Consider the following 21,250-nt stretch of genomic DNA (forward strand, 5'->3'; position numbering starts at 1 on the left):
GGATTGCAACCCGCAGGCGAAAATAAATATGAAATAATTGTTGATGGATTGCAATTAATCATGATTAATTGTTTTCAGAATACAACGAGGGGAATGGTCATGAAAAAATTCCTAGCCGCGGCATTTGCCTCGGCCTTTTTGACGTTTGCACCGCAGGCGCAGGCGCAAACGCCACCCAATGTGCTGGTCGTCGGCCAGATCGCGGAGCCGAAATCGCTCGATCCGCATGCCGTCACGGCGGTCAACGACTTCCGTATCCTGATGAACGTCTATGACGGGCTGGTTCGCTACAAGGACGGCACGCTGGAAGTCGAGCCGGGTCTGGCGGAAAGCTGGACGATCTCCGAAGACGGCAAGACCTATACGTTCAAGCTACGCGAGGGCGTCACATTCCATGACGGCTCGCCGTTCAACGCGGAGGCGGTGAAGTTCAATTTCGACCGCATGCTGAACGAGGAGCACCCCTATCACGACACCGGTCCGTTCCCGCTGTCCTTCTTCTTTTCCACCGTTGACAACGTGATCGCGGAAGACGAGACGACCGTCACGTTCGAACTGAGCGCGCCCTATGCGCCGTTCCTGTCCAACCTTGCTTATCCGACCGGCCTGATCGTTTCGCCGGAAGCGGTGACGCAGCACGGCAAGGATTTCGGCCGCCAGCCTTCGGGCACCGGTGCCTACAAGTTCGCGGAATGGGAAGCCAATGCCAAGGTCGTCGTGACCCGAAACGAGGATTACTGGGACGGCGCACCGGCACTGGAAGCGGTTGTCTTCCGTCCGATCACCGACGGCAACACGCGTATCGCCGAAATGCTTGCCGGCGGGCTGGACGTGATGGTCGAGGTGCCGCCCGACAGCCTGCAGCAGTTCACGGGCGACGATTTCAAGGTTCTGGAACAGGCCGGGCCCCACGTCTGGTTCCTGATCCTGAACGCGAAGGAAGCGCCGTTCGACAACAAGGCCGCCCGTCAGGCCGCCAACTACGCCATCGACAAGAAGGCGCTGGTTGAGAACATCCTGCAAGGCACGGCGGAAGTCGCCGCAGGCCCCACGCCGCCGGCCTTTGCCTGGGCTCACAACGAGGGCCTGGAGCCTTATCCCCATGATCCGGAAAAGGCCAAGGAGCTGTTGAAGGAAGCCGGCTACGACGGTGAAGAGCTCACCTTCTATGTGACCGAAGGCGGTTCGGGCATGCTCGATCCCGTGGCCATGGGCACCGCCATTCAGGCGGACCTTCAGGAAGTCGGCATGAACGTCAAGATCGAGACCTACGAGTGGAACACTTTCCTCGGCAAGGTGAACCCGGGCCTGGAAGGCAAGGCGGACATGGCGGAAATGGCCTGGATGACCAACGATCCGGACACGCTGCCGTTCCTGACCCTGCGCACGGACGCCATGCCGGACAAGGGTGGCTTCAATTCCGGCTACTATTCCAACCCCAAGGTGGATGAGCTGCTGGAAAAGGCCCGTGAGGCGACCGACCAGGGCGAACGCGCCGAGCTCTACAAGGAGATGCAGGAAATCGTCCACGAGGACGCGCCCTGGGTCTTCGTCGCCAACTGGAAGCAGAATGCCGTCACCAAGGCATCGGTGGAAGGCTTCAAGCTGCAGCCGTCCTTCTTCCTGATGCTTCAGAACGTCAAGAAGCCCCAGTAACAAAAGACACCGCCCCGGCGGGCCGTCCGGCCTGCCGGGGTTTTCGTTTCTGGCCCGGGTGCGGGTTTGGAGACAACTGTCCGTTCGGACCGGATGAAAGGCCTTGGAGGCGTACCGCGTCAGTCTGCTCTGGGGACGGCTCAGATGAGCAGGCTTGCTGCAACGGCGACCTCATCCCGAGGAAGCGCGAAGCGCTGCCTCGAAGGATGTGCCGGTTGCTCGGAACGTGCCGCCCATCCTTCGAGACGCGAGCAAGCTCGCTCCTCAGGATGAGGTCGTGGAGGGAAGCAAGGTCAGGCAACCCCGCCTGACCGCCAGCTGATCCAGGCGCTGCGTATGAAGGAGGGAGAGAACAATGGCCGCCTATATCGCCAAGCGTCTGCTGGCCGCCATCCCGGTCCTGTTCGGACTGACGATCATCGTCTTCCTGATCATGGCCATGATCCCGGGCGATCCGGCAACGGCCATCCTCGGCTCCTACGCCACACCGGAAAATGTTGAACGCCTCAACAAGCAGCTGGGTCTCGACAAGACCCTGGTCGAGCAATATTTCATCTGGATCGGAAACCTGCTCCAGGGCGATCTCGGCCGGTCCTATACGCTCAACCGGCCGGTGCTCGACGAGGTGCTGGAGCGCTTTTCCGCAACGCTCATTCTGGCCGGCACCTCTCTCGTTCTGTGCTCCATCTTCGGCCTGCTTGCCGGGATCGTGTCCGCCGTGCGCCAGTATGGCTGGGCGGACAAGGTCATCACGCTGCTGGTCCTGATCGGCATTTCCACCCCGTCCTTCTGGCTCGGGCTGCTGCTGATCCTGGTCTTTGCGGTCAACCTGCGCCTGTTCCCGGCCTCGGGCATGTACGCGATCTATGGCGGCGGCGACCTGATGGATCTGATCCATCACCTGACGCTGCCGGCGCTGACGCTGTCGGTGGTCGCGACCGGGGTGATCGCCCGGCTGACGCGCACCGCGATGCTGGAAGTGCTGCGTCAGGACTATATCCGCACCGCGCGGGCCAAGGGGGTTTCCGAGCGCAAGGTGATCTACAAGCACGCCTTCAAATCCGCGCTGGTCAGCGTCGTTCCGGTGATCGGCATTCAGGCGGGGTTCGTCATCGGCGGCGCGGTCTATATCGAGACCGTCTTCCAGTGGCCCGGTATCGGCACCATGCTGGTCACGGCGATTTCCACCCGCGATCTTCTCCTGGTGCAGGGCGGGGTGCTGGTGGTGGCCGCCGCCTATGTGCTGTTCAATCTGTTTGCCGATGTGATGCAGACGCTTCTTGACCCGAGGTTGCGCTGATGGCGGAGACGACACTCAACGCACCGGCCAAGCCGAAGCAGAAATCCGCACGGCCGGGCACCATGGCCCTGCTCCTCAACAACTCGCTGGCGACGGGCGGTCTGGTCGTTCTTGCCGCCATATGCCTGATTGCGCTTGCGGCTCCGATCCTGCCGCTTGCCAACCCGGATGTCACCGCACCCGCCGACCGGCTGATGCCGGCTCTCAGCGAAGGTCATCTTCTGGGCACCGATCATCTCGGCCGGGATCTGCTGTCCCGTTTGATCTGGGGAACCCGTGTCTCCCTGGCGGTCGGACTTTCGGCGACCGCGATTGCCGCGTTTTTCGGGTCGCTGCTCGGGCTGGTTGCCGGATATGCCGGCGGGCGGGTCGATACGTTGATCATGCGCGGCATCGATATGGTAATGGCCTTTCCCTATATCCTGCTGGCGCTGGCTATCGTGGCCGTGCTCGGGCCGGGGCTGCTGAACGCGCTTTACGCCATCGCCCTGGTGAACATCCCGTTCTTTGCACGCAACATTCGCGGCATCACGCTGGGCCTGTCGCGCCGGGAATTCGTGGATGCGGCCCGGCTGTCCGGCAAGACGCCGGTGCAGATTCTCTTCATCGAGGTCCTGCCTAACGTTCTGCCCGTCATCGTGATTACCATGTCGACCACCGTCGGCTGGATGATCCTGGAAACGGCAGGCCTGTCCTTCCTCGGGCTCGGCGCACAGCCGCCGCAGGCGGACCTCGGGTCCATGCTCGGAGAGGGGCGCAAGATCCTGTTCACCGCGCCGCATGTTTCCATCATTCCGGGCCTGATGATCTTCGTCCTGGTGATGAGCATCAATCTCTTCGGCGACGGCGTCCGCGACGTTCTCGACCCGCGCCTGCGCGCCGGTTCGCTGACGCGTCCCGTCGCCCGCACCGCAGTGGAGCGCGATCCGGCCGACATTCCGCCGCCTTCCGAGGACGACGGCGTGCTGGATGTCCGGGACATGCGCACCGAGTTCCGGATCGGCGGAGCGGTCTACAAGGCCGTCGGCGGCGTCGATCTCAATCTCGCGGAGGGCGAGTGCCTCGGCATTGTCGGCGAATCCGGGTCGGGCAAATCCGTCACCGCCATGTCGATCATGGGACTGGTGCCGACGCCGCCGGGCCGGATCGCCGGGGGCGCCGCCTATCTGGAAGGCGAGGATCTCTTTGCCGCCAGCGACCGGCGGATCCGCGACCTGCGCGGCGGGGTCGTCGCCTATGTGTTCCAGGACCCCTTGTCGACGCTGCATCCCCTGTTCACGGTCGGGTACCAGTTGAAGGAGGCCATCAGCACCCACCAGCCGCTTTCCTCGGCCCAGGTTCGCGAAAGGGCGATCGAACTCCTGTCGCTGGTGCGCATACCCAATCCGAGGGAAAGACTGTCGGCCTATCCGCACGAGCTTTCCGGGGGCATGCGCCAGCGGGTCTGCATCGCCATGGCGCTGGCCAATGACGCCAAGGTGCTGATTGCCGACGAGCCGACGACCGCGCTGGATGTCACCGTGCAGTCGCAGATCCTGACGCTGATGAACGGCCTGCGCCGGCAGCGGAATACGGCGATCCTGTTCATCACCCATGATTTCGGCGTGGTCTCCGCGCTCTGCGACCGGGTGGGAGTGATGTATGCGGGCCGCATCGTGGAAACCGGCAGGACCGACGAGGTGCTTGCCAATCCTCAGCATCCCTATACGGCCAAGCTGATCGAATGCGTGCCGGTGCTGGGCGAGCCCGAAAGGCGGCTCGATGCGATCGAGGGCAGACCGCCGGTCGTCAACAATCTGCCGGAGGGATGCGCCTTCGCCGACCGTTGCCCCCGGGTACAGCCGAACTGCCGTTCGGGCGAAATCGAACTGATGATGTCGTCGAAGGAGCGGGGCGTGCGCTGTCTTTATCCGCTCAAAACGGGAGAGACCCCATGAACGAGATGGCGACGCAGCGCCAGGGCGACGACGTCCTGTTGTCCATTGCCGAGGTGGAACGGATTTTTGGCGGCGAGCGCAAGCTTTTCGGCGGCAGGACACCGGCCGTCCACGCGGTGCAGAGCCTGACCCTCGATGTCCGCAAAGGCGAAACGCTGGGCGTCGTCGGGGAATCCGGCTGCGGAAAGTCCACCCTGGCGCGCCTCGTCGTCGGTCTCGACCTGCCGACCTCGGGCACGATCACCTTCGAGGGAGAGGACCTGACGGCGCTGGCCAGGAAAGACCGCAACGCCCTTTCGCGCAAGGTTCAGTATGTTTTTCAGGACCCGGTTGCCTCGCTCAATCCGCGCAAGACCATCCGCACCATCCTGGAAGCCCCGCTGAAGCATCTGACGGATCTCGATGCCAAGGGCCGGGAGCGGCGCCTGCAGGAGCTGCTGCAGGCCGTCAATCTGGCGCCGGAATTCCTGGAGCGCTATCCGCACGAGTTTTCCGGCGGTCAGGCCCAGCGTATCGGCATTGCCCGGGCGCTGGCGGCCGGTCCCGAGCTGATCGTGCTGGACGAGCCGGTCTCGGCACTGGACGTTTCCGTTCAGGCGCAGGTCCTCAATCTGCTGGACCGGCTGAAGGACCAGTTCGGCCTGACCTATATCTTCATCAGCCACGATCTGTCCGTGGTGGAGAGCGTCAGCGACCGCGTGGCGGTGATGTATTTCGGACGCATGGCCGAGCTCGGTCCGGCGCGGGAGATCTTCAAGAGCCCGCTGCACCCCTATACGGAGCTGCTGATGCGCTCGGCGCCGGCGCCCGGGCGTCACGACCTGATGTCCGAGGACGCGTCGGCCGAACTGCCCGACCCTTATAACCCGCCGGTGGGCTGCGCGTTTGCGGCGCGCTGCCCGCGGAAAACGGAAATCTGTGTCGCGGTGAGGCCGGCCCCGGACGAAGCGCAGGGCCGGGGCGCGACCCATTGCGCGGCTTGCTATCATCCGCTGGCGCAGGCATAGGCTGGCGGATTGAAATCCTTGAAGAAAATCCGGCTATGAGAATTCCAGAAGGCGCCACCGATCCCCAGACCCGCAAACGCCTGCGGCGTACCGACATGGTGGCCCAGCAGATCCGCGAGCAGATCGTCGAGGCCGGGCTTCAGCCGGGAAACCGGGTGCCGAACGACTGGCTGATGCCGGAAACCGTGAAGGTCGCGCGCGGGACCTTGCGCGAGGCCCTGAAGGTTCTGGAATACCAGGGGCTGATCTCCACGAAAAGCGGCCCGGGCGGCGGCGTCTTCGTCGCGTCGGTCGAGCCGGGGGCAGCGATCCGGCTGCTGGACAACCTCTTCCTGTTCGACCCGCCGTCGATCGCCGACATCTATGCATTGCGCAAACAACTTGAGCCGGAGCTTGCGGCCTCCGTCGCGGGCAGGCTCAGCGTCACGGCCTTTCAGGTGCTGCAGGGCTGCATCCGTCTCTATGAAGACGAACCGAAAACGGCCGAGGAAGAATATGCGCAGCGCCTTGCCGAGCTCGACTTTCACGAAGAGCTTGCCCGCCAATGCGCCAATCCGCTGCTGGCCTTCACCTGTTCGTTTCTGCTCAGTCTCCTGCGGGACATGACCGTCTGCCGGTCGATCTACAAGGAGCCAAACCCTGCCTTAAGGGAAACCGGCCTGCATTATCAGGTGCGCCTCTTGAGAGCGATCAAGGCGGGCGATGCGGAGCTTTGCCGCACGATCATGCGCGATCACATGGCCGACGCGGAGAAATACATGCTGGAGCGGGCTGCCATGCGCACGCGCGGTGCGGCGGGGGCTCAAACCGGAGACCTGAAACCATGAGCGAACATCTGCATCTGGCCCACACCATCCACAAGGCTCACACGCATCTTGGCTGGGACAGGACGATCGAGCCGGTGCAGGTCGCCAAGAGCGGCGATAGGCTGTTGTTCGAGTGCCGCGACGCGGCCGGAGGCCATTTCGACAAAGACAGCACCACGGCGGACATTGCCCGGATGGACCCGGATGCGGCGAACCCGGTCACCGGGCCCGTCTATGTGGAAGGGGCCGAGCCGGGGGACGCGCTCAAGATCCGGATCGAGGAATTCATCCCGTCGGGCTTCGGCTGGACCGCGATCCTTCCGGGCTTCGGGCTGCTGGCCGATCAGTTTCAGGAACCGGCCCTCAAACTGTGGTCCTATGAGCCTTCCGGCAAGATACCCGCCGTCTTTTCCGACATGGCGGAAGTACCGCTGAGGCCGTTTGTCGGCACGATCGGTGTGGCGCCGGCGGCCCCGGAATGCCATTCGGTGATCCCGCCGCGCCGGGTCGGCGGCAACATGGATATCCGCGACCTGACGGCCGGCGCCGTGCTCTATCTGCCGGTGGAAGTTCCCGGAGCGCTGCTTTCCATCGGAGACACCCACGCGGCGCAGGGCGACGGCGAGGTGTGCGGCACGGCGATCGAGAGCGCCATGGACATGGTGGTCTGCCTGGAGGTGATCAAGAATGCCGCCCCCAGGACGCCGCGCTTCGTTACCGACGGCTCCAGCTCGCGGCACCTGGACGGCAAAGGCTACATTGTCACGACCGGCATAGGCGACGACCTGATGCAGGCGTCCCGGGACAGCGTCAGCGCCATGATCGACCTGCTGTCGCACATGACGGGAATGCCGGCCGAAGATGCATATATGCTGTCATCGGTGTGCGGGGATCTGCGGATTTCGGAAATCGTCGATGCGCCCAACTGGGTTGTGTCGTTCTATTTTCCGAGACTGGTTCTGGGATAGGTTGGGGAAGTCACATCGGGCGTCTCCGAGCGGAAGTTCCTGCTTGATGTTGTCCTTGTCTATTGGGGGGCGCCGGGCTTGCTCGTTTTCCGAGTTCGGCATGAACGGACGCGGGCGGAGCGCCTCGATGACACCACTGAGTCACTCCGGGCCAACGAAGAGCGACCCGGGACCAGCTCGGTTTCAGAGCGGTTGATATTGGTGCACCAGACATGCCCGCAAGCTCTTCACACGCTTTTCCGAGTGGACCAGCGAGTAGGCCCCGGCTCTGCGCTGCGCCGGGCCGGGGTGACGCCGGGGCGAGACTGTCTTCGACTTCCGCCCGCTACGGCAGACGCTAGCTGGCGGGAGGGTTGTTGCGAGAGAAGATGCCGGGCCGCGCATTCTTACGCGGCCACGCGCACCGAAACCCCGGCAAGGCGCCCATCCAGGCGTTCGCTGCGGTAGTCGGACCAGTCTTCGCTCTCTTCGCGGCCCTCCTCTTCGGGGAAAGCTGCCGCCATGACGTCGCCGGTGACATCGGTGCACCAGCCTTCGGCGGGGTTGAACTCCAGGACGGCCCGGACATTTTCCAGCTGGCCGTTGCGCACATCCTCGATGATCCTGCCAAGGACCATGTCCTGCAATTCCGTCTCCGGCACAAAGAGGCTGTTTCCCATCTCGCAAACGACTGAAAAGAACGACACGTCAAGGTTCAATGGCATCAAGTTGTTCCCTCCTGAATACGCATCAAGAGTATACGCAATATGCGTACGCGTCAACTCAATCGTTCACCGTCGTACGCAAATGACATACGTATGGAGAGGCGAGGCAGGAACGCGATTGGCGCGAGTTTTTCGGCCTTTCGCCCAGGTGCGCGGCGGCCATCCGGCAGGCTCCGGCGCCGGGTGATCGTGAAGACGAGGGCAGGGGTGTTCAGTCGATCTGGCGGATCACCGTGAGGATTTTGGCGATGATGCGCACCTCGGTTGCCTCTTCATCATGCTCGTTGAAAATCACCGGTTCCTGAAAGCGCGGGTCGTCGGATTCCGGACGCAGTTCAATTTCATCGTTGCGACGGACGATGCGCTTGGCCGTGCGCTCGACCGTGTGCCCGCCGTCCCGGGAGCGTTCGACCACCACCAGGTCGCCGGACTTGATCTCGATGCCGGCTTCCAGATAGTCGAGGCAGAGAATGAAGTCTCCGTTGCGGGCAATGCGATTGAGGCTTTCGCCATTGATCTGCAACAGGTATTGGCACTTTTCCGGATAACGCAGATCGCCCGCCAGCGTGGCTTCCCGGGTGGCATCCGTCTCGAACAGGCCGGCTTCCATCCAGAGGCCGGCAGCCACCTGACCCTTGATTTCCAGCGGCGTGGCGGCGCGTTGCGGAACGCCGGCCGCTTCCAGGTCGGTGAGGGAGTCCGGGGCCAAAGCCAGCACCTCTTCCCGCGTCACGGGCCGTTCACCCCTGCCCACCAGAACCGGCAGCAGCTTGGCGACGAAATCCGACGGAAGGGCGGGTTTGGAATAGTCCTGGCTGAAGTAGCGCTGGATGGAGGAAGCGTTCTGATAACCCATCTCCCGCGCGATCGCGCGGATCGACAGGCCCGTACGGTCCTTCAGTTCCGCAAGTTGCCGGGATGCGGCAGATTGTGTGATCTCGTCCATGCTGTGCAAGCCGTGCTGTTTGTTGTTTGCATACGTGATACCAACAAGTCCGTATGATTTCCACGTTGACAATCATACGCATAAAGCGTACGAAAATGCAAGTGATTGTTTGAAACCGGGAGATTTGATGGAAAACGCAACAATGTCCGGGGAACAGGGCGACAGAGCTGCAGAACAGCTTGAACGCCTGTCGGGCCCGGCAATGGCTGCCGGCGGGCAGCATCGGCAGGGAAGAGGGACCGGGTGCTTCGGTCAAGATGGCAACGGCGAGGCGAGCGCAAGGGAGAGCGTTTATGAGTGAGCTCAAGAATCAGATCGAGGAAGCGCGCGAGAAGGTTGCCTATTACCGGATCAGGGCGGAGCGTCCGAGCGCACGCCTGGAGGATGAGTTCGCGCTGGAAAAGGCACGCAACCGGCTGCTTACGCTGGAACTGCGGCTGGTGAAAAACGGCGGAGGTAAACATGTGCCGGTCCAGGGGCCGATCCAGGCGTCGAGCCGGCAGACAGGGGCGGGTCAGCGGGTCGGGCGCTCCGCTGACGTCCCGCGTCGAACGGGAACTGTCAGCAGAACAAAACATGAACAAAAATCGATGACCGCACGGGATCGGGCGGAGGCCGCCTTTTCCTCTCTCCAGCGCGAGCCTGCACGGCAGGAGCCGTCGCCAGCTCTGAAGGGAAACGACTGATGGCGTCGGGCGCAAACCTGGACAGGATTGCCGCCGAATACGGCGTTCATTTTGTCAGCCATACCCGGCGGGTCGACGGGCGCCATCAGTCCAAGGCACGGCGGACCTGCCAGACGCTGTTGAAGAAGCACGGGCCGGAGCACCTGCGGCTGGTGTTCGGGTTGATCAACTCCACCCGCAACCGCGGCAGCTGGTCGGCGCCGTGCCTGACCGCGGTGTCGTGGCTGGTGCTCAGCAAGCCGGACTGGCTGGACCGCCCAGGCTTTCTGGACACTTTCGACCGGGTCGACCTGGACCGGCTTTTCAGGAGCGCCAGGCATATCAACCCGTCGGCCCCGACGATCACCCTGTCGGTCCTGCTCTCTTATGAGCTGGACCGGCTGATGGAGGGCGGGGCGCAGGCACGTGCCGCTTGACGGCTCGCCTTTGCCTCGCGGCAACGGAAACGACGCGTTTTCAGGCTTTCCTGAAAACGCGTCGGTGCGAAATTATCCGGAACGAGTTTCAAAGGAGCTCCGATTGATTCCCGATACGCCGGAAGACATCATGAACAGCCTGGTCGAGGCCGTTGAAGTGATTGCAGTTACGGGCAAGGGCGACGGACCGCGCGCCATCCTGACCGCCTGGCCGGAATACCGGCGGCAGCTTGCCAGGCGACGGCGTGTGTTCCAGCCGGCCGAAATCAGCCGGGCGGAAGAGGCGATCACCTGGTTCTCGCTGATCGAGGATGCCGACGCCCGGCGGGCGCTGCAATTCGAGGTCATGTGCAAGGCCGGCGGCGGCCGGTTCAGCCGGGTCTGCGAGAAATACGGCTGGAAGCGCTCCACGGTGACGAGCCGCAACAGGGCGGTGCTGAGGCGGCTGGCGGAACGCGTTTCGAACGCTGACGGGTGACGACTGAAGAACGGGAAGGCGGCCCGCGTTGCCTATGCCGATTGCGGTACCGTTTTTCGGCGGAACGAGTGGTCCGGTCCCTGTGACAGCCTCTCCCGGACCGCTTGCGTGGCCCGTTGCCGACGCTGGTCCCAGGCCGTTTCCGCGATAATCGTCCAATCGGCTCCGATGCGTTCCAGCCAATGCAGCAACCGGTTGAAGAACCATGTTCTTGTCACGGGCTCGGCGTGATACCGCGTACCGTCATCCACCCAGCCCATCTCGGGACCGAGCAGCAAGTATAACTGCGGAAGCGAGTGGATTTCCAGTTGCTGCACCAATCCGGGCGGAGCCGCGCCCAGCAGAGCTTCGGACCAGACGATGGTCTGCAGGAGATCGGTATCTTCGAACACCACCGGCCCCGCCCGCCTTTTGATGGCACGGGACAGTGATCTCTGTCCTTCCGCTATGGTCAGAAAATCCCCGGTGGTCCAGTCCGCGCCGCGTTTGAAGGTAGCGTCGTAGTCGCGGCCGTATTCCGGAATGGCCAGGGTGGCGAAGTGGTTTGCCAGCTCTGTGCAAAGGACCGATTTTCCGGCGCTTTCCGGTCCGAGCAGCGTCACATGCGTCTGGTAATAGGGACGAACCGGCTGGGGGATATGCATCCAGTGCCGGTCAGGCCGGCTGCGAATATCGGTTCCCGACACCGGAACGGCATGCCGCTCGATGTCCACTAGAAACGGTTTGGCTCCCAGCTCTGCGGCGAGTTGATGGATATAGGGTTCCGAACCGAAAACCCAGTCGATCGGCTCCGGGTGATGTTCAAGGATGGCGCTCTTCCAGATGGACCAGAACTCCGGGTGCTCCTTCGGCTCTTGTGGAATATCTCGGTGCATGTGGACGACACGGCAACCGGGTTGAGGCAGGCACTCCCGCATCCATTCGGCGCGCAGGTCTCCCCGGATCGGTTCGGCGTCGTGACTGCACACGAGAACCGTCAGCTCTTCCACACGGTTGCGCGCCACCTCGCAGGCAAACAGATGACCTGCATGCGGCGGCAGGAACTTGCCAAGGATAAAGCCTCTCGTCATTGTGCACGCATTTCCCGCGGTGCGCGGGACCATTGCATCAGGCCCGCAATGGCAAGGCACAGGAAAACGGTGTAGAGCGCTGCCGTCGGGGCGAGGTCTCGGCTGTAGAAGAGCTGGATCGCGAGCAGGTCGACGCAGATCCACAGGATCCAGCTTTCCAGATAGCGACGGGACATGAGAAACTGTGCCGTGACGCTGAAGGCGGCCACGGCAGCGTCCCAGTAGGGAGCGGCCGCGTCGGTAAAGGTGCTCATGAACCATCCGATAACGAGCCAGGCCGCGGCGGTGGCCGCGAGGTAGCCCAGAAATGCCTGCTGCGACAGAGGAGCCACGACAACACGCCCATCGGAGGCCCGGCCGTTCAGCCACACCTGCAGGCCGTAAATCTGAATCAGGAAAAAATACACCTGAAGCAGCGCGTCGCTATAGAGCCTGTAATCCCAGAAGATGACGAAATAGAGCGACACCATCACGAAACCGAACGGATAGTTCCAGATCGATCGGCGAATGATCAGGATGACATTGAATAACCCGCAGGCCACTGCAATCCATTCGATGGGAGTGCTGCCGATCATTGCGAAGAAAAAGTCAATCATTTCAGGAAAAGGTCCAAGACGATCCGCCAATGGATAACAGATACACGAAACGTCCGGCTATCAACAGCGTCCGGCCGGATGGACGGATCCCTCGGCCGGTCGTTCTGCTTGTCCCGTTTCCTCCGGCTAAAGAGCCCCCAGTACTTCCTCAATTGTCTTCGCGCAGGCCAGCAGAGCGCTGTCCCGCCCGCCGGCGGCGGTCAGCATGACGCTCAGGAGCAGGCCTTCGTACTGGTAGGGAAGCGCGATGCTGCAGGCGTCGGCGACATTGGCGAGGGATGGATTGCGCAGGGCGAGCAGGTTCAGCCGGTTGAAGGTGGCGTCGTCGGCCAGGGCGCTGACCTCGGGCGGCAGGATCGGGGTGGTTGGCAGTAGAAGCATGTCCTCGCCGAGTTCTTCGCGGAAGGCGGCGATGAAGTCTGCCCGCCGGTTCAGGGTCTGGCGGTATTCGACGGCCGTGATTTCGTCTGCCCGTGCCATGCGGGCGTGAACGCGCGGGTCGAACCGGTCCGGCGAGGCCTGGAAATGCTGTTCGTAGTGGGCGCGCGATTCCACCGAGGTCATGTGCCAGGGGGGAACGTGGCTGTAGAGATCAAGCGAAGCGAGGTGCTTTTCGATCACCTCATATCCGCTTGCGCGAAGATGGCGGACGAGGGCGGAAAAGCCCGCGGCGACTTGCGGATCGATCTCGTCGAAGCCGAAATTCTCCGGAACCACAAGGCGGGCAGGGCCGGGCAGCGAGGCCATGGCCGGCAGACCCGCCATGACCTGCCAGACCAGTTCGCAGGCGGCGACGCTTCTGGCGATCGGACCGAAACTGTCGAGACTGTCCGACAGGGGCTTGCCGCCGGTGAGCGGAACGGAGGCTTGGGTCGGCTTAAAACCGATGGTGCCAGTGAAGGCCGCCGGAATGCGCAGGGACCCGCCCGTGTCGCTGCCGATGGCCATGTCGCACAGGCCGAGGGCGACGGAGACCGCGCCGCCGCTCGTGGAGCCGCCGGGCGTGCAGCCCGGATAAGCCGGGTTTTGCGGTGTGCCGTGATGCGGGTTCAGCCCGAGGCCCGAATAGGCGAATTCGGACATGTTGGTCAGGCCAACAAAGACACCGCCCGCGGCATCAAGGCGGGCGATTGCCGGCGCATCGGCATGTGCGGGCGGGTCGTCCCGCAGAACCTTCGTGGCCGAGGTCGTGGTGATCCCGGTGACATCGAAAAGCGCCTTCACGCTGAGAAGCGCACCTGCCAGCGGGCTGTCCGCATTTGCGGCCGCCCCGGCCTGGATCCTGGCCCTGTGTTCAAGAAGCCTGGTGAAAACGGCGGCTGCGGCCGGATCTCCGGAAGCTTGCTGAAGAGCATCTTCAAGCCGGCTTTCCACGGTTTCGACACTCCAGGGAAACGGTGCGCTCATTCTGGTATGGCCCTTTAATAGACGGTTCACCTGAGGGATATCACGAAACGATTTCAAGCGACGAGCTTGAATATGTCCAGTCTATCGAACGGCCGGACAGGGGATCGGTCAGCGCCATCTTGAACTGCGAAGCCGGACGGACGCCGCCGATGGCCGGCAGCGTGCCGCAGAGCATCAGGAGAAGAGTTTCGGGTAAGGAATTGCGCGTGAGCGAGCCGCCGGCTGGTGCCGGCGGCTGCCACTGGCCTAGTCGAGCTTACTGAGCCGTCATGGGTTCAGTGGTTGTCGAGGGTACCGATTGTTCGGCTTCCATCTGTGCCTGTGCGGCTTCCTCTTCACGCTGCTTGTCCAGCAGCGTCATGTATTCCGGGGCGCTTTCAACCTCCTCGAGCGTAGCCTGGATCACCAGGCTCTGAGTTTCCGCACCCTCCCTGACATGCTCGACGGCATCAAAGGGGACGGCGACCTGCTTGGCGCCGATGCCAAGGAAACCGCCCGCGTCGATGATGAGAGTGGTAATCCGGCCGTCCTGGCCGATTTCGAGGGCAGCCACTTCACCGATGGATTCTCCGGCCGGGTTGGTGACGTCCTGACCGATCAGGTCGCTGGTCAGCCAGGTCCCGTCTTTCTGTGTTGCCAGGAATTCAAGGTCGCCCTGGGCCACGTCCGGTGTCATTTCGTCGCTCTGGGACGTGTCCGGCGCCATCTCGGCGGGAGCCTCAGTGCCCGGCATCGTTTCCTCGATGAGAGGGGCATCGGTCTGAGGCTGGGTTGCCTCCTGTGCCAGTGCGGGGCTTAACGACAGCGCAATGGCCGCAGTAGCGGTTGTCAGAAACTTGCTGGTCATCATTCACTCCCTTCGTTATCTGCGTCCTACAAGGGGCAAACGAGCTCCTTCAGTGAGACACATCTAATTACATAGGGCGCGAAAAAGGATTTTTCCGGACTCGGCTACCTTTCGATGGGTGCAAAGAAATCAACGAGTTACGCGAAAATATTACGCCGTCCATACACGATAAACGTGTCGAATTGGTGTCAATCGGCCGCGGGTCCATAAAGCCATTGGACGCCTTCGATATCGCCCGGCTGAAGGCCGCGGAATCCTTCCGCGTACTTGAAATGCATGATCGAACGGTGCCGTATATGGTGGTCGAAACCGATCGCATGTCCGATCTCGTGGGCGAAGGTGTACCGGAGATCGTAGTTGTCCAGATTGCCGTCGAAACCGATCTTCCAGTCATGTGCCGGATTGAGGCACACGGCCGAGCGGGTGATCCCCGCAACGGTGAGGTCTTGTGACCTGCTTCGCATTTCGCCTGGTTCCAGTTCCGGCTTGTTGAGACCGCGATTGCCGCCCACGGCTCTTTCGCGAAGGTCTGTCCCATCCTTCTCGTATTGAACGTTGGTGAAGGCGTAGCCCCTTGGCAGGGATTGCGCGCCCACCAGGATATCCGCCTCACTCACGTTCTCGGTTTCGGAGAAGGTGATGCCGCTCACTTCGTCCCAGAGCTGAAACGCCGCTGCGGTCTCGGCCTTGATTTCGTCGATCGAATGGCCGGTGCGCCGCGCAATCCGCTCCAGGCTATCCATGGCCCGGCAATTGCGGGCGTCCTGTTGAACGATCGGGCCCTCGACAAACGCATAGGTCACGTGGGCAGGAGTGCCGATCTTCGCGCTTCCCCATTTCACCAGACGGTCGTCCAGTGTGAGCGGCGTGAATTTGCTGGCACCGACGGCATGTACCGGAGAGTAAAAGCCGAGGCTCAAGCCTATAACGAGGGAAAAAGAGATTACCGCTTTCAATGTCGCTCTCTTTATATTCTGAAGATGCATGCCATGTCGCACACGTCTTCATGCTACCGGAAGTTAAACTCTCACTTCTTCCAGCGCTAAGCTTTCGTTTTAAAGCGGTAAGGAGTATTACGCCGAACGATGCCGTATCCGCCAAGTTCGGGTGAACCATAACGGGACAGAATAAACGTGAAAACCCCTGCAGAAGTCTGATACCCAGGTTTTTGAGCCCGACACTCGAGCCATGCACAATTTTCCTTCCCCCGAAACCTGAATGCCACACCTTGGCGAAGGAACGGCATGTCCGGCCGGTGCGCATGAGGTCCGGTCGTGAGCGCTTGCAAGGGTGTTTCTAGAAGAGCCGGAGCGTCTGTCCGGTCAATGCGGATCAGTCCCGTGCGGCGGCCGTGCGCGTGCCGCGCCATCTGGCGGCATGGGGCTGCACGAACATGTAGAGGCCGGTGATCAGGAGGGGAATCAGCGGGATCAGGGCCGAAAACCCGATCCACAGCGCTGCCTCGCTTTCCCCGAGCGTGAACATGGCAACGATATTTGCGACCACCGCCAGGGTGAAGGCGATCGACAGCCAGCGGTGGATCTGCCGTATCCATCCGTTGAAGCTCATGATGTTTTCCTTTTCGCTTGCGATGCCGTCTTCTTCTTTTGGGCTCTTCGGGCCGCCGTGGCCGCGTTCAACTCGGATGCGGCCCTGACGAGCCCGGTCAGCGCCTCTTCATCGATTGCCTCACCTTCGTGAATGTCGATGGCCCGCCGGGTGTTGCCCTCGAGGCTGGCGTTGAAGAGGCCCTTCGGGTCGTCAAGCGAGGCGCCCTTGGCAAAGGTCATCTTCACGGCCTTCTTGTAGGTCTCTCCCGTGCAGATGATGCCGTTGGAGGACCAGACGGGAACGCCCCGCCATTTCCATTCCTCGACCACTTCGGGCTCTGCCTTTTTTATGATGGCGCGGACGCGGGCAAGCGTTTCGCCGCGCCAGTCGCCCAGTTCCCGGATCCTGTCATCGATCAGACGGGACGGGTCTTGCTGCCCCGGAGCGTCCGTCCGGGCTTGTGCGGGTGCAGTCTTCATGGTTCATGCAACTCGTGTGCTGGTTTCGTTTGGGGCGCCTGCGGGTGCGTTCAGTCCATCTTGGCCAGGACGTCTTCCATCGCGTCCAGGAACCGCGGCCAGCCGGCCTGTGCGCCCCGGTAATACGGCTGCTGATGGGGCTGGAAGCCCTGCTGCTCCATGCGCAGGACGGTTCCGTTTTCCGTCGGCGTCAGCGTCCAGGTGACGACGCTTCTCAGGTCCTTGGTGTCCCAGCTGTAGGACAGCGTCCTGTGCGGCTCGATCGCCTGGACCTCACAGTCGACGATGCCCCAATCGGCGCTGACGTTGAACTGGTGGCCGATGACGGGCCTGAAGTCGTTCTTCATGAGCCACTCCTCGATCAGGTGCGGTTGGGTGAGGGCGCGCCAGATCTTTTCCGGCGGAAAGGCTATTTCCCGTTCGACAATGACGGAGAGCGTTTCGGCCTCTGTGTCGGTCATTGGTCCATCCTTCTAAGCAGATCCTCGAGATCGTCGAAGCGGCGCTGCCAGAAGCCGTTCATCCGCTTCGTCCAGTCGGTCAGAGGCGCCAGGGCCTCGACTTGCGCGCTGTAATGGGTCCGGCGTCCTTCATGCCGGTCGCGCACCAGGCCGGCCTGCTTGAGTACGCCAAGATGCTTGGAGACTGCCGGCTGCGACACCCCGGCATGGGCCGTCAGGGCGCCGACCGTCTGCTCCCCTTCGCTGCACAGCCGCTCGAAAATCGCCCGCCGCGTCGGGTCGGCAAGCGTCCTGAAAAGCATGTCGTGCGCGTGCTGCATCTGAATTCATAACTCCCTGGTTATTGGTTCAACTGATAACCATCCGGTTATGGGTGAGTCAAGTCTGAATTCGGATCAGTCCCACTGAAGGAGTGAGCGGGCTGTCGGCACCAGCCTTGAAACCTCGTTGGGCCGCGAGACCCGCCGGTCCAACTCCGGCCGGATGTCTTCAATCCAGGTTCGGGATGCGTTCAAGGCTTCCAGATGGTCGGCATATCGTTCCTGATCGGGAAAGATCGACAACCAGACGAAAACGGTTTCACCTTCTCTGACCGGAAGCCGCGGGAAGGTGTTTTCCGATCGCTCGGGAACCAGGGCAGCGAGCACCGTGGCCCCGGTTTCCGCAAGAAGCGGTTCGACCGACTGACGGAAAAACCCGGCAAAATCGGCCTCTTTTCTCGGGGCGAGATAGGCGATGGTGGCAATCACCAGTCCGGTACGATCACCGCCGGCTGTTCTGGGTGGGCGTGTTTTCCGGACCGGGAACAAGGTAGCCTGAGCAGATGCCGGGCGAAGCAAAAGAACGTTGTCGGAGTTCACCATGGTTCCGTTGGCTTCGTGCTTGTGCCTGGCCCATACCGGACCTGCGTAGAAAGTACCGAGTGCCTTCCTGCGCTTTTCCATATCTTCAAATCCGCGCAGCCAGACGAAACAGTCCGGGTCGTCGAGGTCGCGGAACTGGGCGATCACCCGCATTCCGGCCTCTTCCTGTGGTTCGATGAATTCACGATCGAACAGCTTGATCAGTGTCTCCCGCGTTCCCGGCTGAAGGCGATAGCGGCGCAGTTCGATCACGCCCGCCGGCGCGAAGTCTTCCCGTTCAATGGTCTGGGTTTTCATGGGTATGGCTCCTTAAAACAGGACGATTATCCTGTTTTCGATAAACAGGATAATTGACCTGTTTTGTCAAGATGCTATTTCTTGGATGTCAAAACCCTTGCGGAACTGGATTTACCAACGTGACACCCGGCAGCAGACGAGCGGGCAGAAAGAACGATCCCCAGGCGATGAGGGACAAGGTGATCGATGCCGCCTTTTACGCCTTTGTAAGCGATGGCTATCACGCCACCTCAATGCAGGATCTGCGCGAGAAGAGCGGCGTTTCCGGCGGGGCGCTGGCCCATCACTTCCCCGCCAAGAGAGATGTCGGCCTGTCGGTTTTGCGCGAGCGTGTGAGCCGCGCTGTCGAGGAAACATGGATGAAGCCGGTGCAATCCGCTCCCTCCGCGCGGGTGGGGGTCCTGGCCGTCTTTGCCGCGATCATAGCCGCACTTGAGGACAAGGGGTCCGTCACCGGATGTCCGCTGAACAATCTTGCCCGTGACATGGCTCTGATGGACCCGGATTTTGGGACCGAAGTGGACAGGATCTTCAAGCGCTGGTGCGCCGCGCTCTCAAGGAAGATCCGGTCCGACGGCATGCCAGCTGGAAAGGCGGACCCCGAGGACGCCGCCATGTTTATTGTCTCGGCCTATTCCGGTGCCATGGCAATGGCCAGGGCCGCCCAGGACCCGGAGCCCTTGAAGTCCTGCATGGTGCAGGTGGAGCGCTACATGGATTGTCTGGGAATTCGCTAATCTGAATCGCTGCCGGCGGCAGATAAAACGGTTTCGTCGCAAATCATGTAGCCGGGCAGCTGCGCCGCAAGCGCGTCGATGGCAACGCGCAGTTTGGGCGGCATGTAGGGTGTTTGCGTCCAGAGGGCGAAGGCATCGTAAAGATAGCCCGGTGTGCCGGTGAGGAGTTCGACCAGTTCGCCGGAACGGATGCGGTCGCGCACCAGCCAGGAGGGAAGCCAGGCCGGGCCTGCTCCGGCGGCCGCGGCGTCGGCGGCCGCTTCCAGGTCATCGACACGCAATCCGGCGGCGGGGAACACCTGGGCGGGCGGCCCGTCCTTCCGCGGAAACAGCCAGGGCGGCTGGGGACCGGTGCGATGGTAGAGAACCGCGCGGTGCCGAGCCAGATCGTCGAGCGAACCGGGCGCGCCATGCCGTTCGATATACTGCGGAGAGGCGCAGACTGTCATGCATTGGCGGGCGACACGGCGCGCGATTACGCCCGCCCGGTCATCGAGACTGCCGGTGCGGATGGCGAGATCGTAGCCATCCTCAACCAGGTCGACGATGCGGTCGCTGTAGGACAGGTCCAGTTGGAGGCCGGGATGTTGCCTTGCAAGCTCCAGCAGGACCGGGGTCACGCAGCGGCGGCCGAAATGCATCGGCATGGTGACGCGCAGCCGGCCGCGTGGTTCCTTCAACTGATCGGCGACCAGCGCATCGGCGGCGTCGGCTTCCGCAAGCACGATCCGGCAGCGCTCGTAATATGCCTTGCCGAACTCTGTCAGGCTCTGCCGCCGGGTGGTGCGATGGATCAGGCGCGCGCCCAGGCGCTCCTCCAGAAAGCGGACATGCTTGCCGACCATCGGCCCGGACAGTCCAAGCGCCTCCGCGGCGGCCGCGAAGGATCCAAGGTCTGCAGCCTTGACGAAGACGGCCATGCTGGTCAGACGATCCATTCAAAACCATTGGTTTATAGTGATTGCTGATTATGCGTGTTTATCAGCAAATCCGCGCCTGTCATAGATCATTCAGTTCAACTGGTTTGGAGTGATCTCGATGACACGTGTGGTTCGCTTTCATGAATATGGCGGTCCGGAAGTCTTGCGCCTGGAAGAAGTGGACATGCCAGCGCCCGGTGCCGGTGAGGTCCGGATCCGCGTCCGGGCGCTGGGCCTGAACCGCGCGGAAGCGCTGATGCGGGCCGGAACCTATATCGAAACGCCGGACCTGCCATCCGGCCTGGGGCTGGAGGCGGCGGGGCTCGTCGAAGCCGTTGGAGACGGCGTCGAGGGCCTGGTGCCCGGCGATGCGGTCAGCGTCGTTCCGCCGATCTCCATGGCGCGTTATCCCGCCTATGGAGACCTTGCCACCTTTCCGGCCCGTCACATCGTCAAGCATCCGCCGTCGCTTGGCTGGACGGAAGCCGCCGCGCTCTGGATGGCCGGCCTGACGGCCTATGGCGGCCTGATCGATCTCGCCGGGCTCGCGAAAGGGGAGTTCGTCGCCATTACCGCCGCATCCAGCAGTGTCGGCCTGGCGGCGATCCAGATCGCAAACCATGTCGGGGCAATCCCCGTTGCCATCACCCGCACCGGGCGCAAACGCCAGGCGCTCTACGATGCAGGCGCTGCTTATGTGGTGGCTTCGGCCGAGGAAAACGTCGAGACCCGGCTCAAGGACATTGCCGGTCCGGGCGAGGTGCGGGTGGTGCTGGATGCAGTCGGCGGCCCGATCCTGGAGCCCCTGACCGGGGCCATGTCCCGGGGCGGGATCCTTGTCGGATATGGCGGTCTCAGTCCGGAGCCGTCACCATTTCCGCTTTTTGCCGTGCTCAGCAAATGCCTGACCATGCGGGGATATCTCGTCCACGAAATCATCGCCGACCCTGAGAAACTTCAGGCCGCGAAAGCGTTCATTCTTGCCGCCGTCGAAGCGGGAGCCTTGAGGCCCGTCATCGCAAAGACCTTCCGGTTCGAAGAGATCATCGAGGCGCATCGCTATCTTGAGAGCAACGCGCAGTTCGGGAAGGTTGTCGTGAACCTCTAGGATGCGCACC

At 62.3% G+C, this 21,250-nt stretch carries 25 protein-coding genes; 11 read left to right on the forward strand and 14 right to left on the reverse strand.

Annotated elements, in window-relative coordinates; genetic code table 11:
• The first annotated feature begins 99 nt into the window (after positions 1 to 99).
• The 6 genes from ON753_RS04970 to ON753_RS04995 all read left to right on the forward strand — a co-directional run bounded on the left by ON753_RS04970 (position 100) and on the right by ON753_RS04995 (position 7,674).
• On the forward strand, positions 100 to 1,656 hold the full coding sequence (locus tag ON753_RS04970; RefSeq protein WP_265961466.1) for an ABC transporter substrate-binding protein: 1,557 nt from the start codon (positions 100 to 102) through the stop codon (positions 1,654 to 1,656).
• Between the two features lie 355 nt (positions 1,657 to 2,011).
• Positions 2,012 to 2,956, forward strand: coding sequence for an ABC transporter permease (locus ON753_RS04975; RefSeq protein WP_265961467.1), 945 nt, complete (start codon positions 2,012 to 2,014; stop codon positions 2,954 to 2,956).
• Positions 2,956 to 4,893 (forward strand): dipeptide/oligopeptide/nickel ABC transporter permease/ATP-binding protein, encoded by a 1,938-nt coding sequence (locus ON753_RS04980; protein WP_265961468.1) that lies wholly within the window; start codon positions 2,956 to 2,958, stop codon positions 4,891 to 4,893. The genes ON753_RS04975 and ON753_RS04980 overlap by 1 nt, the downstream gene beginning before the upstream one ends.
• Complete coding sequence (locus ON753_RS04985; protein ID WP_265961469.1) at positions 4,890 to 5,900, forward strand: ABC transporter ATP-binding protein; 1,011 nt, start codon at positions 4,890 to 4,892, stop codon at positions 5,898 to 5,900. The genes ON753_RS04980 and ON753_RS04985 overlap by 4 nt, the downstream gene beginning before the upstream one ends.
• Before the next feature lie 35 nt (positions 5,901 to 5,935).
• Positions 5,936 to 6,727 (forward strand): FadR/GntR family transcriptional regulator, encoded by a 792-nt coding sequence (locus ON753_RS04990; RefSeq protein WP_265961470.1) that lies wholly within the window; start codon positions 5,936 to 5,938, stop codon positions 6,725 to 6,727.
• Entirely contained in the window at positions 6,724 to 7,674 is a 951-nt protein-coding gene (locus ON753_RS04995; protein WP_265961471.1) for an acetamidase/formamidase family protein, read from the forward strand. Before ON753_RS04990 ends, ON753_RS04995 begins: the two co-directional genes overlap by 4 nt.
• A 386-nt stretch (positions 7,675 to 8,060) precedes the next feature.
• Here ON753_RS04995 and ON753_RS05000 read toward each other — a convergent pair whose 3' ends face one another.
• Together ON753_RS05000 and ON753_RS05005 are read right to left on the reverse strand one after the other, a co-directional pair.
• Complete coding sequence (locus tag ON753_RS05000; RefSeq protein WP_265961472.1) at positions 8,061 to 8,378, reverse strand: hypothetical protein; 318 nt, start codon at positions 8,376 to 8,378, stop codon at positions 8,061 to 8,063.
• Between the two features lie 211 nt (positions 8,379 to 8,589).
• Positions 8,590 to 9,324 carry a LexA family protein gene (locus tag ON753_RS05005; protein ID WP_265961473.1) on the reverse strand — a complete coding sequence of 245 codons (735 nt, stop codon included), beginning with the start codon at positions 9,322 to 9,324 and terminating at the stop codon, positions 8,590 to 8,592.
• Between the two features lie 293 nt (positions 9,325 to 9,617).
• Here ON753_RS05005 and ON753_RS05010 point away from each other — a divergent pair, with 293 nt between their 5' ends.
• From ON753_RS05010 to ON753_RS05020, 3 genes are all read left to right on the forward strand, one after another.
• On the forward strand, positions 9,618 to 10,010 hold the full coding sequence (locus ON753_RS05010; RefSeq protein WP_265961474.1) for a hypothetical protein: 393 nt from the start codon (positions 9,618 to 9,620) through the stop codon (positions 10,008 to 10,010).
• Positions 10,010 to 10,426 (forward strand): hypothetical protein, encoded by a 417-nt coding sequence (locus tag ON753_RS05015; protein ID WP_265961475.1) that lies wholly within the window; start codon positions 10,010 to 10,012, stop codon positions 10,424 to 10,426. Before ON753_RS05010 ends, ON753_RS05015 begins: the two co-directional genes overlap by 1 nt.
• 103 nt (positions 10,427 to 10,529) lie before the next feature.
• The gene (locus tag ON753_RS05020) at positions 10,530 to 10,904 is read left to right on the forward strand and encodes a DUF6362 family protein (RefSeq protein WP_265961476.1); all 375 of its coding nucleotides are present in this window, start codon (positions 10,530 to 10,532) and stop codon (positions 10,902 to 10,904) included.
• A gap of 32 nt (positions 10,905 to 10,936) precedes the next feature.
• On the opposite strand, the gene ON753_RS05025 is transcribed toward ON753_RS05020, so the two are convergent.
• The 11 genes from ON753_RS05025 to ON753_RS05075 form a co-directional block, all read right to left on the reverse strand.
• The gene (locus ON753_RS05025) at positions 10,937 to 11,974 is read right to left on the reverse strand and encodes an AAA family ATPase (protein WP_265961477.1); all 1,038 of its coding nucleotides are present in this window, start codon (positions 11,972 to 11,974) and stop codon (positions 10,937 to 10,939) included.
• Complete coding sequence (pnuC, locus tag ON753_RS05030; protein WP_265961478.1) at positions 11,971 to 12,570, reverse strand: nicotinamide riboside transporter PnuC; 600 nt, start codon at positions 12,568 to 12,570, stop codon at positions 11,971 to 11,973. Before pnuC ends, ON753_RS05025 begins: the two co-directional genes overlap by 4 nt.
• Positions 12,571 to 12,696: 126 nt before the next feature.
• Positions 12,697 to 13,977 (reverse strand): amidase family protein, encoded by a 1,281-nt coding sequence (locus ON753_RS05035; RefSeq protein ID WP_265961479.1) that lies wholly within the window; start codon positions 13,975 to 13,977, stop codon positions 12,697 to 12,699.
• Positions 13,978 to 14,017: 40 nt separating this feature from the next.
• The gene (locus ON753_RS05040) at positions 14,018 to 14,152 is read right to left on the reverse strand and encodes a DUF2848 family protein (protein ID WP_265961480.1); all 135 of its coding nucleotides are present in this window, start codon (positions 14,150 to 14,152) and stop codon (positions 14,018 to 14,020) included.
• Positions 14,153 to 14,233: 81 nt separating this feature from the next.
• Entirely contained in the window at positions 14,234 to 14,824 is a 591-nt protein-coding gene (locus tag ON753_RS05045; RefSeq protein WP_265961481.1) for a PRC-barrel domain-containing protein, read from the reverse strand.
• A 188-nt stretch (positions 14,825 to 15,012) separates the two neighbouring features.
• Positions 15,013 to 15,780, reverse strand: coding sequence for a matrixin family metalloprotease (locus ON753_RS05050; protein WP_265961482.1), 768 nt, complete (start codon positions 15,778 to 15,780; stop codon positions 15,013 to 15,015).
• A 376-nt stretch (positions 15,781 to 16,156) separates the two neighbouring features.
• Positions 16,157 to 16,393 (reverse strand): hypothetical protein, encoded by a 237-nt coding sequence (locus ON753_RS05055; RefSeq protein ID WP_265961483.1) that lies wholly within the window; start codon positions 16,391 to 16,393, stop codon positions 16,157 to 16,159.
• Positions 16,390 to 16,854 (reverse strand): DUF1801 domain-containing protein, encoded by a 465-nt coding sequence (locus tag ON753_RS05060; RefSeq protein WP_265961484.1) that lies wholly within the window; start codon positions 16,852 to 16,854, stop codon positions 16,390 to 16,392. Before ON753_RS05060 ends, ON753_RS05055 begins: the two co-directional genes overlap by 4 nt.
• A gap of 50 nt (positions 16,855 to 16,904) precedes the next feature.
• Complete coding sequence (locus ON753_RS05065; RefSeq protein ID WP_265961485.1) at positions 16,905 to 17,315, reverse strand: SRPBCC family protein; 411 nt, start codon at positions 17,313 to 17,315, stop codon at positions 16,905 to 16,907.
• Positions 17,312 to 17,635 carry an ArsR/SmtB family transcription factor gene (locus ON753_RS05070; protein ID WP_265961486.1) on the reverse strand — a complete coding sequence of 108 codons (324 nt, stop codon included), beginning with the start codon at positions 17,633 to 17,635 and terminating at the stop codon, positions 17,312 to 17,314. Before ON753_RS05070 ends, ON753_RS05065 begins: the two co-directional genes overlap by 4 nt.
• Before the next feature lie 75 nt (positions 17,636 to 17,710).
• On the reverse strand, positions 17,711 to 18,475 hold the full coding sequence (locus ON753_RS05075) for an NIPSNAP family protein (RefSeq protein WP_265961487.1): 765 nt from the start codon (positions 18,473 to 18,475) through the stop codon (positions 17,711 to 17,713).
• A 119-nt stretch (positions 18,476 to 18,594) separates the two neighbouring features.
• On the opposite strand from ON753_RS05075, the gene ON753_RS05080 reads away from it, so the two are divergent.
• Entirely contained in the window at positions 18,595 to 19,212 is a 618-nt protein-coding gene (locus tag ON753_RS05080; RefSeq protein ID WP_265961488.1) for a TetR/AcrR family transcriptional regulator, read from the forward strand.
• On the opposite strand, the gene ON753_RS05085 is transcribed toward ON753_RS05080, so the two are convergent.
• On the reverse strand, positions 19,209 to 20,150 hold the full coding sequence (locus ON753_RS05085; protein WP_265961489.1) for a LysR family transcriptional regulator: 942 nt from the start codon (positions 20,148 to 20,150) through the stop codon (positions 19,209 to 19,211). The two genes, ON753_RS05080 and ON753_RS05085, sit on opposite strands and share 4 nt — an antisense overlap.
• A gap of 100 nt (positions 20,151 to 20,250) precedes the next feature.
• On the opposite strand from ON753_RS05085, the gene ON753_RS05090 reads away from it, so the two are divergent.
• The gene (locus tag ON753_RS05090; RefSeq protein WP_265961490.1) at positions 20,251 to 21,240 is read left to right on the forward strand and encodes a zinc-dependent alcohol dehydrogenase family protein; all 990 of its coding nucleotides are present in this window, start codon (positions 20,251 to 20,253) and stop codon (positions 21,238 to 21,240) included.
• Positions 21,241 to 21,250 lie beyond the last annotated feature (10 nt).

Source organism: Roseibium salinum (genome assembly GCF_026240905.1).
Lineage (GTDB): Bacteria > Pseudomonadota > Alphaproteobacteria > Rhizobiales > Stappiaceae > Roseibium > Roseibium salinum.

Coding starts and splice junctions, on each gene's coding strand:
- ON753_RS04970 (WP_265961466.1), top strand. CDS start 100: ATGAAAAAATTCCTAGCCGCGGCATTTGCCTCGGCCTTTTTGACGTTT.
- ON753_RS04975 (WP_265961467.1), top strand. CDS start 2,012: ATGGCCGCCTATATCGCCAAGCGTCTGCTGGCCGCCATCCCGGTCCTG.
- ON753_RS04980 (WP_265961468.1), top strand. CDS start 2,956: ATGGCGGAGACGACACTCAACGCACCGGCCAAGCCGAAGCAGAAATCC.
- ON753_RS04985 (WP_265961469.1), top strand. CDS start 4,890: ATGAACGAGATGGCGACGCAGCGCCAGGGCGACGACGTCCTGTTGTCC.
- ON753_RS04990 (WP_265961470.1), top strand. CDS start 5,936: ATGAGAATTCCAGAAGGCGCCACCGATCCCCAGACCCGCAAACGCCTG.
- ON753_RS04995 (WP_265961471.1), top strand. CDS start 6,724: ATGAGCGAACATCTGCATCTGGCCCACACCATCCACAAGGCTCACACG.
- ON753_RS05000 (WP_265961472.1), bottom strand. CDS start 8,378: ATGCCATTGAACCTTGACGTGTCGTTCTTTTCAGTCGTTTGCGAGATG.
- ON753_RS05005 (WP_265961473.1), bottom strand. CDS start 9,324: ATGGACGAGATCACACAATCTGCCGCATCCCGGCAACTTGCGGAACTG.
- ON753_RS05010 (WP_265961474.1), top strand. CDS start 9,618: ATGAGTGAGCTCAAGAATCAGATCGAGGAAGCGCGCGAGAAGGTTGCC.
- ON753_RS05015 (WP_265961475.1), top strand. CDS start 10,010: ATGGCGTCGGGCGCAAACCTGGACAGGATTGCCGCCGAATACGGCGTT.
- ON753_RS05025 (WP_265961477.1), bottom strand. CDS start 11,974: ATGACGAGAGGCTTTATCCTTGGCAAGTTCCTGCCGCCGCATGCAGGT.
- pnuC (WP_265961478.1), bottom strand. CDS start 12,570: ATGATTGACTTTTTCTTCGCAATGATCGGCAGCACTCCCATCGAATGG.
- ON753_RS05035 (WP_265961479.1), bottom strand. CDS start 13,977: ATGAGCGCACCGTTTCCCTGGAGTGTCGAAACCGTGGAAAGCCGGCTT.
- ON753_RS05040 (WP_265961480.1), bottom strand. CDS start 14,152: ATGCTCTGCGGCACGCTGCCGGCCATCGGCGGCGTCCGTCCGGCTTCG.
- ON753_RS05045 (WP_265961481.1), bottom strand. CDS start 14,824: ATGACCAGCAAGTTTCTGACAACCGCTACTGCGGCCATTGCGCTGTCG.
- ON753_RS05055 (WP_265961483.1), bottom strand. CDS start 16,393: ATGAGCTTCAACGGATGGATACGGCAGATCCACCGCTGGCTGTCGATC.
- ON753_RS05060 (WP_265961484.1), bottom strand. CDS start 16,854: ATGAAGACTGCACCCGCACAAGCCCGGACGGACGCTCCGGGGCAGCAA.
- ON753_RS05065 (WP_265961485.1), bottom strand. CDS start 17,315: ATGACCGACACAGAGGCCGAAACGCTCTCCGTCATTGTCGAACGGGAA.
- ON753_RS05070 (WP_265961486.1), bottom strand. CDS start 17,635: ATGCAGCACGCGCACGACATGCTTTTCAGGACGCTTGCCGACCCGACG.
- ON753_RS05075 (WP_265961487.1), bottom strand. CDS start 18,475: ATGAAAACCCAGACCATTGAACGGGAAGACTTCGCGCCGGCGGGCGTG.
- ON753_RS05085 (WP_265961489.1), bottom strand. CDS start 20,150: ATGGATCGTCTGACCAGCATGGCCGTCTTCGTCAAGGCTGCAGACCTT.
- ON753_RS05090 (WP_265961490.1), top strand. CDS start 20,251: ATGACACGTGTGGTTCGCTTTCATGAATATGGCGGTCCGGAAGTCTTG.